12 protein-coding genes are annotated in these 16,026 nt (G+C 66.2%); 9 read left to right on the forward strand and 3 right to left on the reverse strand.

Annotated features, from left to right (window positions below; all coding sequences use genetic code 11):
- Nucleotides 1-57: 57 nt before the first annotated feature.
- The 3 genes from VGV37_RS21655 to VGV37_RS21665 are packed head-to-tail and all read left to right on the forward strand — an operon-like array spanning nt 58 to nt 4,551.
- On the forward strand, nt 58-2,787 hold the full coding sequence (locus tag VGV37_RS21655; protein WP_326881843.1) for an MFS transporter: 2,730 nt from the start codon (nt 58-60) through the stop codon (nt 2,785-2,787).
- A gap of 19 nt (nt 2,788-2,806) precedes the next feature.
- On the forward strand, nt 2,807-3,319 hold the full coding sequence (gene mobB, locus VGV37_RS21660) for a molybdopterin-guanine dinucleotide biosynthesis protein B (RefSeq protein ID WP_326881844.1): 513 nt from the start codon (nt 2,807-2,809) through the stop codon (nt 3,317-3,319).
- Nucleotides 3,316-4,551: an NnrS family protein gene (locus VGV37_RS21665; RefSeq protein WP_326881845.1), complete on the forward strand. Its 1,236-nt coding sequence runs from the start codon at nt 3,316-3,318 to the stop codon at nt 4,549-4,551. The genes mobB and VGV37_RS21665 overlap by 4 nt, the downstream gene beginning before the upstream one ends.
- 142 nt (nt 4,552-4,693) lie before the next feature.
- Here VGV37_RS21665 and VGV37_RS21670 read toward each other — a convergent pair whose 3' ends face one another.
- The gene (locus VGV37_RS21670; RefSeq protein WP_326881846.1) at nt 4,694-5,626 is read right to left on the reverse strand and encodes a GNAT family N-acetyltransferase; all 933 of its coding nucleotides are present in this window, start codon (nt 5,624-5,626) and stop codon (nt 4,694-4,696) included.
- A 210-nt stretch (nt 5,627-5,836) separates the two neighbouring features.
- Between VGV37_RS21670 and argE the strand changes: the two genes are divergently transcribed.
- From argE to VGV37_RS21685, 3 genes are read left to right on the forward strand one after another with little or no spacing between them, the layout of a single operon-like run.
- A complete protein-coding gene (argE, locus tag VGV37_RS21675; protein WP_326881847.1) occupies nt 5,837-6,961 on the forward strand; it encodes an acetylornithine deacetylase in 1,125 nt (374 codons plus the stop codon).
- A gap of 16 nt (nt 6,962-6,977) precedes the next feature.
- On the forward strand, nt 6,978-7,901 hold the full coding sequence (locus tag VGV37_RS21680) for a glyoxylate/hydroxypyruvate reductase A (RefSeq protein ID WP_326881848.1): 924 nt from the start codon (nt 6,978-6,980) through the stop codon (nt 7,899-7,901).
- Nucleotides 7,902-7,917: 16 nt separating this feature from the next.
- On the forward strand, nt 7,918-9,381 hold the full coding sequence (locus VGV37_RS21685; RefSeq protein WP_326881849.1) for an aldehyde dehydrogenase family protein: 1,464 nt from the start codon (nt 7,918-7,920) through the stop codon (nt 9,379-9,381).
- Nucleotides 9,382-9,392: 11 nt separating this feature from the next.
- Here VGV37_RS21685 and VGV37_RS21690 read toward each other — a convergent pair whose 3' ends face one another.
- Entirely contained in the window at nt 9,393-10,667 is a 1,275-nt protein-coding gene (locus VGV37_RS21690) for an FAD-binding oxidoreductase (protein WP_326881850.1), read from the reverse strand.
- 14 nt (nt 10,668-10,681) lie between these two features.
- A complete protein-coding gene (locus VGV37_RS21695; protein ID WP_326881851.1) occupies nt 10,682-11,350 on the reverse strand; it encodes a haloacid dehalogenase type II in 669 nt (222 codons plus the stop codon).
- A gap of 315 nt (nt 11,351-11,665) precedes the next feature.
- Between VGV37_RS21695 and VGV37_RS21700 the strand changes: the two genes are divergently transcribed.
- The 3 genes from VGV37_RS21700 to VGV37_RS21710 all read left to right on the forward strand — a co-directional run bounded on the left by VGV37_RS21700 (nt 11,666) and on the right by VGV37_RS21710 (nt 15,941).
- Entirely contained in the window at nt 11,666-12,508 is an 843-nt protein-coding gene (locus tag VGV37_RS21700; protein ID WP_326881852.1) for a GNAT family N-acetyltransferase, read from the forward strand.
- Between the two features lie 13 nt (nt 12,509-12,521).
- Nucleotides 12,522-13,895, forward strand: a complete 1,374-nt coding sequence (locus VGV37_RS21705; RefSeq protein WP_326881853.1) for an aspartate aminotransferase family protein — start codon at nt 12,522-12,524, stop codon at nt 13,893-13,895.
- 435 nt (nt 13,896-14,330) lie between these two features.
- Nucleotides 14,331-15,941, forward strand: a complete 1,611-nt coding sequence (locus tag VGV37_RS21710) for an ABC transporter substrate-binding protein (protein ID WP_326881854.1) — start codon at nt 14,331-14,333, stop codon at nt 15,939-15,941.
- Nucleotides 15,942-16,026: the final 85 nt, after the last annotated feature.

Consider the following 16,026-nt stretch of genomic DNA (forward strand, 5'->3'; position numbering starts at 1 on the left):
TGCTCGAATCAGCCCATTGCCCCGTCCATCGACGGGGCCCGCCAAGGGATGCCGAGCATGCCGCAGACGATCGATCCCCACTCAAACCAGATCCTGGGCGTGAGTACGCTCGCCTTCACCGTCTGTTTCGCCGTCTGGTCGATTTTTTCGATCATCGGCATCGGCATCAAGCAGCAGCTTGGCCTCGACGATACGGAGTTCGGCCTGCTGGTCGGCACGCCGATCCTGAGCGGATCGCTGATCCGCCTGGTGCTCGGCATCTGGACCGATCGTATCGGTGGCCGCATTCTCTTCACGCTGGTCATGCTGGCCGGCGCCGCGGCGACGTTCCTGCTGTCATTTGCCCATACCTACCCGATGCTGCTGGTCGCGGCCTTGGGCGTCGGCATCGCCGGTGGCTCCTTCGCGGTCGGCATCGCCTATGTGTCGCGCTGGTATCCCAAGGAAAAGCAGGGAACCGCGCTCGGCATCTTCGGCATGGGCAATGTCGGCGCCGCGGTGACCAAGCTGCTGGCGCCGATGGTGATGATCGCGTTCGGCTGGACCATGGTGGCACAGGTCTGGGCGGCCGCTCTGGCCGTGATGGCGATCGTCTTCTGGTTCACGACAAGCGATGATCCGGTGATGCGGGCCCGGCAAGCGGGTGCGGCCAAGCCGCTGTCCCTGGCCGAGCAGTTGGCGCCCCTTGCCGACGCCCGGGTCTGGCGCTTCTCGCTCTATTATTTCTTCGTCTTCGGCGGCTTCGTGGCACTGGCCCTGTGGCTGCCGCATTTCTACGTCGGCGCCTATCACCTGAACATCGCAACCGCGGGCCTGCTGGGCGCCGCCTACTCGATCCCGGGCAGCTTGTTCCGGGTCTATGGCGGCGTACTGGCCGATAAGGTCGGCGCGCGCCGGGTGATGTACTGGTCGTTCGGCGCGGCCATCGCCTGCACCTTCGCGCTGTCCTACCCGGCGACGGACTATATCGTCCATGGCATCCACGGCGATCTGCAGTTCAGCTTCGACCTGGGCGTCGTTCCCTTCACCATGATCGCCTTCGTGCTCGGGTTCTTCATGGCGATCGGCAAGGCGGCGGTCTATCGCCACATCCCGATCTATTATCCGGACCATGTCGGGCCCGTCGGCGGTGCCGTCGGTATGATCGGCGGCCTGGGCGGCTTCGTGATGCCCATCGCTTTCGGCCTGATGAACGATCTGACCGGCTTGTGGACCAGCTGTTTCATGCTGCTGTTCCTGGTTGCGGTCGTGAATCTGGTCTGGATGCACGGCGCCATTCTGCGCTCGGAGCGGACAACGACAACGACGGATCGCCGCTTCCTGCCGGAGTTGCAGCCGCAGGGCGCGGTGCTGACCGAATGGGCGCCGGAAAGCGAGAGCTTCTGGACCAGGACCGGGCGGCGGATCGCGACGCGCAACCTGTGGATCTCGATCCCTGCCTTGCTTCTCGCCTTCGCGGTCTGGATGGTCTGGTCGGTCGTGGTCGTGAACCTGCCGGCGATCGGCTTCAAATTCTCGCCCGACGAGCTGTTCTGGCTTGCGGCGCTGCCCGGCCTGTCGGGCGCCATTCTGCGCGGCTTCTACGCCTTCATGGTGCCGATCTTCGGCGGGCGGACCTGGACGACCTTTTCGACCGCCTCGTTGCTGGTGCCCGCAATCGGTATCGGCCTGGCCGTGCAGCATCCCGAGACGCCCTATAATGTGTTCCTGATCCTGGCGCTGTTGTGCGGGCTGGGCGGCGGTAATTTCGCCTCGTCGATGGCCAACATCAGCTTCTTCTATCCGAAGGCGGGCAAGGGCCAGGCACTGGCGCTCAACGCCGGCCTCGGCAACCTCGGCGTCTCGGCGGTGCAGTTTCTGGTGCCTGTCGTGATCACCCTCGGGCTGTTCGGCGGCTTCGGCGGCATGCCGCAGACGGCGGCCGTCGCCGGGACGACCAAGCAGATCTGGCTGCAGAACGCCGGCTTCGTCTGGGTGCCGCTGATCCTGGTCGCGACCGTCGCCGCCTGGTTCGGCATGAACGACATCGCGTCGGCCAAGGCGTCCTTCGCCGATCAGGCCGTGATCTTCAAACGCAAGCACACCTGGATCCTGTGCTGGCTCTATACCGGCACCTTCGGCTCCTTCATCGGCTATTCCGCGGGCTTCCCGCTGCTGACCAAGGTGTTGTTTCCGGGCGTGAACCCCGTTGCCTATGCCTTCCTCGGCCCATTGGTCGGCGCCGCCAGCCGGTCGCTGACCGGCTGGATGGCCGATCGCTGGGGCGGCGCGCGCGTCACGATCTGGGTCTATGTCACCATGATCGCCGCCGTGGCCGGCGTGTTGTTCTTCATCGGTATCAAGGACCAGCCCGACGCCTTCTGGGGCTTCCTCGGCATGTTCCTGCTGCTGTTCGCGGCCAGCGGCGTCGGCAATGCCTCGACCTTCCAGATGATGCCGGCGATCTTCAGCACGCTGCTGCAGCGCCAGGCTGCCGGACGGGGTGCCGAAGCGACCGAGGCGGCCCAGCGCGACGCCGCCAAGGAAGGTGCCGCCGTGCTCGGCTTCACCTCGGCGGTCGCCGCGATCGGCGCCTTCTTCATTCCGAAGAGCTTCGGCAGCTCGATCACCGCGACCGGCGGACCCGGGGCGGCGCTGATCGGCTTCGTCGTCTTCTACCTGATCTGCCTGGTCATGACCTGGTGGTTCTACACCCGGCGGTCGGCCGAGGTGCGGCTGGATGGTGCCGCAAAAGTCGAAGGCCTCGGTCTTCCCGCGACGGCACCGGCCGATGGCATTGCGCCTTGAACAGTTTTAGGAGGGGATCGTGAAAGTCTTCGGCGTGATCGGCGGATGCCGCGGCAAGTCCGGCCTGATCCAGGGCGTGGTTCGATACCTGACGCAGCAGGGCCTCGCCGTCTCCACGATCAAGCGGGTCAGCGACGACGTGGACCTGGATCGCCCAGGAAAGGATACATATTGCCAGCGCGAGGCGGGCGCCCGGGAAATCATCGTCGCCAACAGCTTTCGTTGGGCGTTGATGCATGAGCAGACCGGGGTGTTCGACGAACCGGCGGTCGAGCCCCTGATCGCTCGCCTCAGTCCTGTCGATCTGGTGCTGGTCGAGGGTTTCCGCCTGGCGCCCTTTCCCAAACTCGAGGTGGTCTTGTCGGGCACCGATCGCCGACCGCAATATCGGGATGATCCGTCCGTCATCGCTATCGCAAGCGATGCGCCGCATGGCGGCGCGTTGGCGTGCTACGACTTGGCGGACGTCCATGAAATCGCACGGTTCGTCGAAAGACAGGCCGTGCGCTTCGAGATGCGGGTGCACGCATGAGCGCCGCCTCGGGTGCCGCGGCCGCGAAGCCTCGCCCAGCCATCTGGACCGCAGGGTTTCGTCCCTTCTTCCTGGCGACTGCGCTGTGGGCAATCTGCGCCGTCGCGCTGTGGCTCGCCCTGTTGACGACGGGGCTCACGCTACCGAGCCGGTTCGATCCGCTGACTTGGCATATCCACGAGATGCTGTTCGGTTTCGTGATGGCGGCCGTCGGCGGTTTTCTGCTGACCGCCATCCCGAACTGGACCAAGCGCCCGCCGGTCGGCGGTGCCCCCCTGGTTCTGCTGGCAGGTTTCTGGTTGCTGGGCCGGATCGTGTGCCTGACCTCGGGCCTGATGCCGGCATGGCTATCGATCGCGGCCGACCTCGCCTTTCCGGTGACGCTCCTGGTCGTGGCCGCGCGCGAGATCGTCGCCGGCCGGAACTGGCGCAATCTGCCCATGGTCCTGCCGGCCGCCTTGCTCGGCGCCGCCAATCTTCTGATGCATCTCGAGGCGAACGGCGTCGCGGTTTCGCCCGGGCTCGGCTGGCGCCTCGGGCTGGCGACGACGATCGTCCTGATCTCGGTGATCGCCGGCCGGATCGTCCCTACCTTCACCCGGAATTGGCTCACGAAACGGGGCGTGGCCGATCTACCGCCAACCAACGGCTGGATCGATCGCGGGGCGCTCGGACTGCTGCACGTCGGCTTGATCGGTTGGGTCGTGCTGCCCGAATTCGCCCCGGTCGGCGCGCTGCTCCTGTTCGCGGCGGCCCTCAATTGCGCCCGCCTGCATCGTTGGCGCGGCCGTGCCACCATGGCCGAGCCGCTGCTGTTCATCCTCCATCTGGGATATGCCTGGATGGTTGCCGGATCGGCCTTGCTTGGGCTGTCGATGCTGGGATGGGGCGTGCCGCAGACAGCGGCACTTCACGCCCTGACAGTGGGAGCCTTCGGCACGATGATCCTCGCGGTCATGACCCGCGCGACGCTCGGCCATACCGGTCGCACGCTCACCGCCAATCGCGCCACCGCTGCGATCTATGTCTCGATCGCTTTTGCAGCATTGCTGCGGCTGGTCGCGGCTTTCGGCCTGGGACCGTTCATGCCGATCCTGGTCGCGTCGGGTTGTCTGTGGATTGTCGCATTCAGCCTCTTTGCCCGGGCTTATGGACCGATGCTGCTTTCCGACAGGACGGTGCCCGCGCCGGCGAAGCGGTCAACGGGGTTGCGGTCGTCGCCTCCCCAGTGAAGGGCCTGACCAGCCAGACGGCACGCGCGAACATGAGCGAGAATATTGCCGAAGCCGGCGGGCCGCCGGGACTTGCTGCGGGTCACGCGCTCGCTCGACAGCGATTGTTCCGGGCCCGAGGCCCGGGGTGCGATCCCGAGCCTCATCCGAGCGTATGGCTCGCAAGGCCGTAGGTGACGAAGGGCGCGGGATCCGTCGGGGCGAAAGTCGCGAGGCGCTTGCCAAACGACATCGTCAGCACCGTATCGTAAATCGGCAGGCCGCTCTGCGACAGCAGGGCTGTGAAGTCGCCCGTTTCCAGGTGCGTGTCCAGCCGCACGAAGGCACCGTCATGCTCGACCAGATGCGGCCGGACCACCGCTATCGCGTCGCCGTCGGTCGCCGCCACGACCGGCCCGATCACGTGGCCGCGCCCAAACGGGCGGCAAAGAGCGAACGCACGGAGGTCGCCGTCGCGGAACAGGCCATAGCCTCGGGACTGACCGAGCAGCGTTTCGACGAGATTTTCTCTCCTCACACCGAAAGCGATAGCGTCCAGCGCGATGATCCGGGTCAAATCGTTGCTCGCCAGCGGCTGGATCAGCCCATGGACGGCGTGCTCTTCACTCTCCACAGCCGGCCGTACCGTGCCCTGATACTGGAACACGGTCTTCTCGCCCTGAAAATCGAGCGACCGATAGAGCCGCTGCGCCGCGCGTGTCGCATTCAGCCTGAGGTCGCGCCCGGCCAGCTCGGGCAGGACATGGCGCATCAGCCAAAGCCCGGTTCCGTTGGTCTGTAGCCGCGGCTGCGTAATCACCATGCCGACGGTCGCGAAGCTGTCGCCATGGGGAAACCACATGGCCGAGCCGATCACTCGATCGATCTCGTCCAGGGCCACGACCCCCTGCCCCAGCCCGAGCAAGAGCCGCCAATCCTCGGCGCGATGCGGCCAGCCGACGGAGAGGGACAAGGCATGCAGCCGGTCCAGCCCCACGTCCCGGATATCGTCAATCCTGATCGCAAAGACGTCGACATGTAGGTTGCGAGCCGGCCTCACTTGGATCCCCTCACGAAACTTTCCGACCAGGACCAATTGCCGGATTGGATACCAAGGATAGAGGGTGATACCCGGCAGAATTCGACGAAATGTTGCCGATCAGCAAAACAATAAACCAAATGCGCGGGCGATTCGGTATCAAATCGCGCCGCAGCACCGTCACTCTCAACCGAAGAAGGCAGCATTTCCGGGTGGGTATCCGGCGAGCGGTGCTGCCTCTGCACTTCCGGCGTGCTGGGGAGTTTTATGACCGTCATCGAGATCCTGGACAAGTTGATCCGCTTTCCGTCCGTCGTCGGCACGACGAACGGCGCGATCGTCGCCTGGATCAAGGACTATCTCGAAGGCCACGGCGTGCGGGTTGCCGTCCTGATGGGGCCGGAAGGCGACCGCGCCAACCTGTTCGCCACGATCGGCCCTGCCGAAATTCCCGGCTATATTCTTTCCGGCCACATGGACGTGGTGCCGGCGAAGGAGCCCGGATGGACCGCCGACCCCTTCGTGCTGCGGACGGTGGGCGACCGGCTCTACGGGCGTGGCGCTACGGACATGAAGGGCTTCATCGCCGCTGCCCTGGCCACGGTGCCGGCCCTGGTGCGAATGCCGCTCGCCCGGCCGATCCATCTTGCGTTCTCCTATGACGAAGAGGCCGGCTGCCGCGGCGCGCCGCACCTGATCGACCACCTGCCCGAGCTTTGCGCGAGACCGGCCGGCGCCATCATCGGCGAGCCGAGTGGCATGCAGGCGGTGTGCGCCCACAAGGGCAAGACCGCGGCCCGGGTGACGATCCGTGGCTGTCCGGGCCATTCCTCGCGGCCCGATCTCGGCATCAATGCGATCCATGCCATGGCCGACGTGCTGAATGCCGCCGTTGCGGAAGCGGCGCGGCTGACGACGGGTCCGTTCGATCCGGTTTTCGAGCCGGCCTATTCCTCGCTCCAGGTCGGGACCATCGCCGGCGGACAGGCGATCAACATCATCCCCGACCATTGCGCGCTGGAACTCGAGGCGCGCGCCATCGCGGGCGTCGACCCGGCGAGCCTGCTGGCGCCCGTGAAGGCGGCCGTCGAGGCTCTGATGGCCCGCGGCCTCGATGCGGAATGGACGCCGATCAGCGCCTATCCGGCCCTGTCGCTTTCGGCCGACGCCTCGCTCGCGGCGATGCTGCGGCAGTTGACCGGCAAGGAGCCGCTCGCCGCCGTCAGCTACGGCACGGAAGCCGGCCTTTACCAGCAGGCCGGCATCGAGGCCATCATCTGCGGCCCGGGCGACATCGCCCGCGCCCATAAGGCAGACGAATTCATCCTCACGAGCGAGCTTGCCGCATGCCAGCGGATGATGAGGGCGCTCGGCGAGCGCTGCACCGCATGATGGGAAGCCCGCGGCCATGACCTTCCTGTTCAACTCCGACGCCAGGCGCGGCGCTGTATTCGCGGACGCCTTCGCCGAGGCCCTGCCCGACGTCCCCTTCACCATGGATGCCGCCACGGTCGACCCGGGCACGGTGCGCTATCTGATCACCTGGACGGTTCCGGCCGATCTCGACCGCTATCGCAATCTCGAAGTGCTCTTCTCGATCGGCGCCGGCGTGGACCAGTTTCAGCTCGACCTGGTGCCGGCCCACGTGAAGGTCGTGCGCATGGTCGAGGCAGGCATCGTGCGCATGATGCAGGAATATGCAGCGCTTGCCGTCCTGACGCTGCACCGGAACATGCCGAGCTATGCCGCCCAGCAGCGCATGCGGCAATGGCGGCCGCTTCCCCAGATCCAGGCAACCGAGCGCCGCGTCGGCATCCTCGGCCTCGGCATGCTCGCGCAGGCGGTGCTGGAGCGGCTCCAGCCGTTCGGCTTCGCCCTTGCCGGCTGGAGCCGGCGTCCGCGCGCGCTCGCCGGCATCGCCTGCCATCATGGCGAGGCCGGTTTGAAGGCGATGCTGCGGACGACCGACATCCTCGTCTGCCTGCTGCCGCTCACCGACGAGACGCGCGGCTTCCTTGATGCGGCACTGTTCTCGAAGCTGCCGGCCGGGGCCGCCCTCGTCCATGTCGGACGCGGGCCGCAGCTCGACCATGACGCCCTCTTGGCAGCGCTCGACAGTGGCCAGCTCTCCGGCGCCGTCATCGATGTGACCGATCCAGAGCCGCTGCCGGAAGACCATCCCTTCTGGCTGCATCCCCAGATCGTCCTGACCCCGCATATCGCCAGCGTGACCCAGGCGGCGACCGCCGCCCGCGCGGTGGTCGAGAACATGCAGCGCCTCCGAGCCGGGCTCGACCCGATCGGCCTCGTCGACCGCACCCGCGGCTATTGAGCGAAAGGACCGTCCCATGGGGCTCAGCTTCGATCCCGACGCACTGCCGTTGCCAATCGGCCATTTCATCGGCGGCCGGCTGATCGCAGCCGAGGGCACGATCGACATGCGCCGCCCATCCGACGGCCACGCTCATGCCGGCTGCCCGCTCGCCGACGCGGAGATGGTCGACCAGGCGGTCGAGAGCGCCAAGGCGGCCTTGAAGGCCAGCAACTGGGCCGGCGTGCGGCCGCGCGAGCGGACCCGGGCGCTGCACGCCTGGGCGGATCTGATCGAGGCCGAGGCCGTGACGCTCGCCCGGATCGAGGCGCTGTTGTCGACCCGGCCCGTCGGCCTGCTGGTCGCGGGCGACATCGCGGTCGCGGCGGAGCAGATCCGCTTTTTTGCCGAATTCGCCGACAAGGAGGGCAGCGGCCTCGTCCCGACCGACGACCAGAGCTTCGGCATGATCATGAGCGAACCCTACGGCGTCGTCGGCGCCATCACGCCCTGGAACGTGCCGGTCGCCACCGCCGCCTGGAAGCTTGGCCCGGCGCTCGCCGCCGGCAATGCCGTCGTCCTGAAGCCGTCCGAGATGACGCCGTTCTCGACCGTCTATCTGGCCGAACTCGCGGTTCGCGCCGGCCTGCCGCCGGGTCTCATCAACATCGTGCTGGGCGATGGACCCACGACCGGCGCCGCCATCGCCGGGCATCCGGACGTGAGCAAGGTGAGCTTCACCGGCTCGACCGCCGCCGGGGCCGCGATCATGGCCAACATCGCCCGGACCGGCATCAAGCCGATGACCCTGGAGCTCGGCGGCAAGAGCCCGCAGATCGTTTTCGCCGACGCGGATATCGAGCGGGCGGCGAGCGCCATCGCCACCAGCATCCTCGCCAATGCAGGCCAAGCCTGCGTCGCCGGCAGCCGGCTCATCGTCGAGGCAGGCATCGCCGACGCGCTGGTCGAGGCCGTGGCGATGCGCATGCGGGACGTCCGGCCGGGCCCGACCTGGGACGAAACCTCGCGCTATTCGCCAATCATCTCGGAGCGGCAGCTGCGCCGGATCGATGGGCTGGTCGAAGCGGCGGCCGCGGCCGGCGCCGAATGCCTGATCGGCGGCCGTCCGTTCGACGAGACAGGCTATTTCTACCAGCCGACCATCCTGACCGGCGTCGACCGATCGTCGCCGGCGGTCCGCGAGGAGATCTTCGGACCAGTGCTCACGGTCGAGACCTTCCGGAGCGAGGAAGAGGCGCTGGCGCTGGCCGATCACCCGACCTACGGGCTTGCCGCCGGCCTCTATACCGCCGACCTGTCGCGGACGATCCGCCTCTGCCGGCAGATCCAGGCCGGTACCATCTGGGTCAACCGCTACAGCCGCTCGCGCGACCATATCCTGCCGACCGGCGGCTACAAGCGCTCCGGCATCGGCAAGGACCTGGGCCGCGAGGCCTATCTCGCCAACCGCAAGAGCAAGAGCGTGCTCATCGGCCTGTAACGAACCCGCGCCTATTGGATACGGTCGAGCGCCTTGTAATAGAGCCCGACGAGCGGCAGGAACCAGGGCTTGCCGAAATGGCCGGGCACGGCCGGCCAATCGACGCCCTTCATCGGATTGCGGTCTTCGCGGCCCAGAATGGCATCGGCCATGATCATGCCGAGATGGGTCGAAAGCTGCGCGCCATGGCCGGAGAAGCCCATGGCGTACCACACCCCGTCCTGCGAGCCGGCACGCGGATAGCGGTCCTGGGTCATGTCGAGGATGCCGCCCCAGCAATAGTCGAGCCCGACGTCGGCAAGCTGCGGAAACATCTGGGCCAGCGCCGCCTTGAGGATGGCACCACCCTTGGCGTCCGAGCGCTGGTCCGATGTCGCGGAGAAGCGCGCGCGGCCGCCGAAGATCAGCCGGTCGTCCGGTGACAGGCGAAAGTAGTTGCCGACGTTCATCGAGGTGACGCAGGTCCGGTTCGTGGGCATCGTATCGGCGATCTCCGCCGTGGTCAGCGGCCGCGTCGCCACGATGAAGCTGCCGACCGTCAGGATCCGGCGCCGGAAATAGCCGAAGTTCGGCGTCGTGTAGGCGCCGGTCGCGAGGAAGACATTGTCCGCCGTCAGGCGGCCGCGGTCCGTCGTAAGTTCGTGGCGCCCACCGACTTTCTGACGCGCGGTCACCGCCGCATGCTCGAAGATCGCGGCGCCATGCCGGACCGCCGCGGCCGCAAGGCCGGTGGCATAGCGGCCCATGTGCATCATGGCACTCTTGCGATAGAGAACCGCGCCATGGAACGGCGAGCCGACCTCGGATTTGAGATCGGCGGCGGAAAGCAACACCGTGTCCGGATCGACCTCGGCGTGGATCTGTTCGAAGTTGCGGGCGAGGGCATCGAAATGTTTCGGCTTGGATGCGAGCTTGAGCTTGCCCGCCCGCCGGAAATTGCAGTCGATGCCTTCCTCGCCGACCACCTGCTCGATCGTATCGATCGCCGCGTCGAACGCCTTGTAGAGTGCTACCGCGCGCTCCTTGCCGAGTTCGGCCTTGGCGGCCGGATAGCTGTGGGCGAGGCCGTTGTTGAGATGCCCGCCGTTGCGGCCAGAGGCGCCAGAGCCGACCCGGTCCGCCTCCAGCACGACCACCTTGGCCCCGGCCTTGGCGAGCTGGCGCGCGGCCGCGAGCCCGGTGAAGCCGCCACCGATGACGGCGACATCATAGTGGCCGCCGATCGGCCCCGCGGCACCCCCGCCGAAGACGGGAGCGGTGTCGTGCCAATAGGAGACGAACTGCATCGGCCCCGCCTTTGCTAGAGACCGACGGCGCCGGCCAGCCCGGAAATATCGGCGATTTCGACATACTCGTAATAAGGGATCGCCGGCTCGTGCCCCCGGTTCACCCAGACCTTGTGCTTGATGCCGAGATCATATGCCGCCATCAGGTCGTAGCGGAACGAGGACGAGCAATGGACCACGTCTTCCGGGCCGCATCCCAGCATGTCGAACATATACTCGAACGCCTTGAACCGCGGCTTGTATGCCTGGGCCTGCTCCGCTGTGTAGACGGCATGGAACGGCGCGCCCAGCTTTTCGACGTTGGACATGATCTGCGAATTCGAGGCGTTCGACAGGATGACCAGGGGAATTTCTTTGGCGACCTTGGCGAGGCCGGCCGGCACGTCCGGATGCGGCCCGTAGGTCGGCACGCTCTCGTAGGCCGCCGTGCCGTCCTCGTCGCGGTAGGCGACGCCATGCGCCTTGCAGGTGCGCTTCAGCGAGTTGTGGATGATGTCACCATAGGGCTTCCAGTCGCCCAGGACCTCATCCCGCCGATAAAAGCCGAAATCGGTCGTGAACTTCTGCATGCGCACGGCGTCGACCCGGTCGGCGAAGAGATCGCGCGCGACCTCGGCCATCGCGAAATTGATCAGCGTGCCGTAACAATCGAAAGTGATGTACTTGGGGCGAAATCCGGCCATCTGCGTCCATCCTCCGTTCCGAAGCGACCTCGCTTCTGCTGATCTCATCCTACGTCCGGAGCCCGTGGCGGGTTCGACCGAACTGGCCGGCCTGGAAAGCAGATTGTTGCGTTTGGACGGGGAGGTTCGGCACAGAGTTCCGCGCCAATGGGGCGATAGAGATGGAGCCACGCTCCAAGCAAGCTCGCGAGAGACCGTGCGGCATAAAATGCGGAAAGCCGCCTGTGGAGCGGCGGAAGATAGCGCCGGGACCGCCGCCTTCAGACGATCCGTCACCGGATTCTGCGGCACGCTTGAGGCAGAAGAGGACGCCCCATGCAGATATCGAGCGAAATTACCCTGACGGCCTTCGGCCCGGAACACATCGACGGCGCCGTAGCCCTGTCGCGCCAGGCGCAATGGCCCCATCGGCCGGAAGACTGGCGGATGGCGCTGAGCCTGAGCGCCGGCACCGTGGCGGTCGATGCGGCTGGCCACGTGGTTGGCACCATTCTCCTGACGCGTTACCAGCAGGATTGCGCCACCATCAGCATGGTGATCGTGGACGAGGCCCTGCGCGGCCACGGGCTCGGCCGCCGGCTGATGGGCGAAGCGATGGCGCATGCCGGCACCCGGCTGCTTCGGCTGACCGCGACCATCGAGGGGCTGCCGCTCTACCAGAAGCTCGGCTTCGTCGAATGCGGCGAGATCCGGCAGCATCAGGGGACGGTACAAACGGTCGCCTCCCCCGGAAATGTCCAGGATGCGGGCGAGGACGACCTTGCCGGGATCAAGATGCTCGACCGCGCCGCGTTCGGTGCCGATCGCGGGGCGCTCATCGACCTGCTTGCGGCATCGGGACGGCTGGCCGTCGTCCGGCGCAACGGGCGGGTCGAAGGTTTCGCCGCGATCCGCCCGTTTGGGCGCGGCGAGGTCATCGGCCCCGTCGTCGCCGCCGATCCGACGAATGCCAAGGCCCTGATCGCCTTCTTCGCGGCACCCCGGACCGGGGCGTTCCTGCGTATCGACACACCGAGCGAGAGCGGCCTTTCGGACTGGCTCGCCGACATCGGCCTCGCTCCGGTTGGCGGCGGCATCGTCATGCACGTCCCGTCGGGGATCGGCACGGCGAACCCCGGCACCGCCATCTTCGCCCTCGCCAGCCAAGCCTTAGGCTAATTCGGAGATCAGCATGCTCGCCAATTCCCTGATCGAACTCGACCGCGCCCATCTGATCCATCCCGTCGCCTCGTACCGAGGTCACGAAAAACTCGGCGTCCGCGTTCTCAAATCGGCCAAGGGCGCCACGGTGACCGATGCGACCGGCCATCAGCTCATCGACGGCTTCGCCGGCCTCTGGTGCGTCAATGCCGGCTACGGCCATGAAAGCATCATCACGGCGGCCACGCGGCAGATGCGCGAGCTGCCCTACGCCACCGCCTATTTCGACCTGGGCTGCGAAGCGGCGATCCGGCTTGCCGCCGAGCTTGCAGACCGCACCCCCGGCGACCTCAACCACGTCTATTTCACGCTCGGCGGCTCGGATGCGGTCGACAGCACGGTCCGCTTCGTCCGCTATTACTGGCATGCGAAGGGAGAACCCCAGCGGGATCAGTTCATCTCGGTCGAGCAGGGCTATCACGGGTCCTCGACGGTCGGCGCCGGCCTGACGGCACTTCCCTCGTTCCATGCCGGTTTCGGCGTGCCGTTCGATTGGCAGCACAAGATCCCGTCGCCCTATCCCTACCGCAATCCGGTCGGCAGCGAGCCGGATGCGATCATCGCGGCGTCGCTCGAGGCGCTCGCGGCCAAGATCGCCGCGATCGGTGCCGACCGCGTCGCCGCCTTCTATGTCGAACCGATCCAGGGCTCGGGCGGCGTCATCGTGCCGCCCGAAGGCTGGATCAAGGCCATCCGCGAACTCTGCCATCGGCATGGCATCCTGTTCGTCGCCGACGAGGTCATCACCGGCTTCGGCCGCACCGGACCGCTGTTCGCCTGCACCCACGACGCCATCGTTCCGGACCTCATGACCGTCGCGAAGGGACTCACCTCGGGCTATGTGCCCATGGGCGCCGTCTTCATGACCGATCATGTGTACGAGACAATCGCAGATGGCGCCGGCCATGCAGCGGTCGGGCACGGCTACACCTATTCCGCCCACCCGGTCAGCGCCGCCGTCGGCCTGGCGGTCCTGAAGCTCTACGAAGGCGGCCTGCTGGACAATGGCGTCAAGGCCGGCCGGCGCTTGCTGGCCGGGCTCGAAAGCCTGCGTGACCATCCGCTGGTCGGCGACGTCCGCGGCCGCGGCATGCTCGCCGCTGTCGAACTGGTCACGGACAAGGTGCTGAAGACACGTCTTCCGCCTGCGGCGGAGCCGGCGCGCCGCATCTTCGACCGCGCCTGGGCGAACGGCCTGGTGATCCGGGCTTTCCCCCAAGGCGTGCTCGGCTACGCGCCGCCGCTCTGCTGTACCGAGGGCGAGATCGACGCGATCGTCGAGCGCACGCGCCGGACGCTCGATGAGACGCTGGCGGATCCCGACGTGCGTCAGGCGCTCGCCTGAGGGCCGCAGATCGTACCGATCCCGAAATGCGGTGCAATCGGCATAATCGCAATTTTGTGCCGCCTACAGCCGCCGATTCGGAGAATTCGGCGTGGAACCCGTGCCACACTCGCTGCCTAGAAATCCAAAAATCCAAGGGAAAGTGGGCTTTTTCACGCAAGCGCCTGTAGACCGCACAAAATTTCGTTCTGCACGTGGCCTGAAACAATCTCGCCCGGCACCACCCGGAAATTGGTTGGGCCGGAAAGTAACGAGGGCGGCAGACCGGCGCTGGACTGCGTGAAAGCCAGACTTCGACCGCGGCACGACTGTACCGCAGCCCACTTCGACCCGAACGAAGAAAAGACCAGAATCGCTCTCCAGCTTTTAGCTGACTTGCCGGGACAGATCCGCAGCAAAGACGGACGCCGGCCGCAAGACAGGAAGGGAAGCTTCATGGACACCAGAATCATGAATTGGGACAAGTCCGACGACGCCCTCGTCGAAAATGCCATTCGGCGCGGGGCGAGCCGCCGCGAGCTTCTGCAGATGATGCTGGCCGGCGGCGTCGCGATGTCTGCGGGCGTCGCCCTCCTCGGGCGGGCGGCGGATGCCGTCGCGGCAACACCGACCTCCGGCGGTGCCTTCAAGGCGGCTGGCTTCTCCGCATCGACCGCGGACACGCTCGACCCGGCCAAGGCATCGCTCTCGACCGACTATGTCCGTTGCAGCGCGCTCTACAATCGCCTGACCATCATCGATCAGGCCGGCGCGACGCAGATGGAGCTTGCCGACAGCTTCGACAGCCCCGACGCCAAGGTATGGACCGTCAAGCTGCGCAAGGGCATCACGTTCCATGACGGCAAGGATCTCACGGCCGACGACGTCGTCTTTTCGCTGAAGCGCCATCTCGACCCCTCGGTCGGATCGAAGGTCGCCAAGATCGCCGCCCAGATCAGCGACGTGAAAGCGATCGACAAGTCGACCGTGGCGATTTCACTCACGGGACCGAACGCCGATCTTCCGACGATCCTGGCGCTGCATCACTTCATGATCGTCGCCGACGGCACCAAGGACTTCTCCAAGGGCAACGGCACCGGCGCCTTCGTATTGCAGAGCTTCGAGCCCGGCGTCCGTTCGACCATGACGAAGAACCGGAACTACTGGAAATCCGGCGCCCCCTACGTCGACTCCTTCGAGTTCTTCGCCATCAGCGACGACAACGCCCGGGTCAATGCGCTCCTGTCCGGCGACATCCATCTGGCCGCCGCGATCAATCCCCGCTCCATTCGCCTCGTCGAAGGCCAGAGCGGCTTCGTGCTCTCGAGGTCGAGCGCCAGCAACTATACGAATCTCAACATGCGCCTCGACACGGCGCCCGGTAACAGCAAGGACTTCATCGATGGCATGAAGTATCTGGTGAACCGCGAGCAGATCCTGAAGTCCGCGCTGCGCGGCCTGGGCGAACTCGGCAACGACCAGCCGGTGTTCCCGGGCAACGTCTATCGGAACAACGACATCAAGCCGAAGGCATTCGATCCGGACAAAGCGAAGTTCCACTTCCAGAAGGCCGGGGTGCTGGGCCAGTCCATTCCCGTCATCGCCTCGGAGGCCGCCGGCTCGTCGGTCGACATCGCGATGATCGTGCAGGCGGCCGGCGCCAACATCGGCCTGAAGCTCGACGTCCAGCGCGTGCCGCCCGACGGCTATTGGGACAATTACTGGCTGAAAGCACCGATTCATTTCGGCAACATCAACTTCCGCCCGACACCGGATATCCTGTTCTCACTGCTCTATTCCTCGGACGCGCCGTGGAACGAGAGCCACTACAAGTCCGAGAAGTTCGACAAGATGATGATCGAGGCGCGCGCCATGCTCGATCAGGCGAAGCGCAAGGAGATCTACGGCGAGATGCAGGTCATGGTCTCGGAAGAGGCCGGCACGGTCATTCCGGCCTTCATCGCGGGCGTCGATGCCACGACGGAGAAGCTCAAGGGCCTGGAGACGAACCCGCTCGGCGGCATGATGGGCTATGCCATGGCCGAACACGTCTGGCTCACGGCCTGACACGGGGACGGAGTCTCGTCCGGAGCGTGGCCTTCGGATGCATGGGTCGGGCGGAACAGTCCGTTGGTTCCGCCCCATCCGATCC

This window comes from Aliidongia sp. (assembly GCF_035943795.1).
In the GTDB taxonomy this organism is placed as follows: Bacteria; Pseudomonadota; Alphaproteobacteria; order ATCC43930; family CGMCC-115725; genus Aliidongia.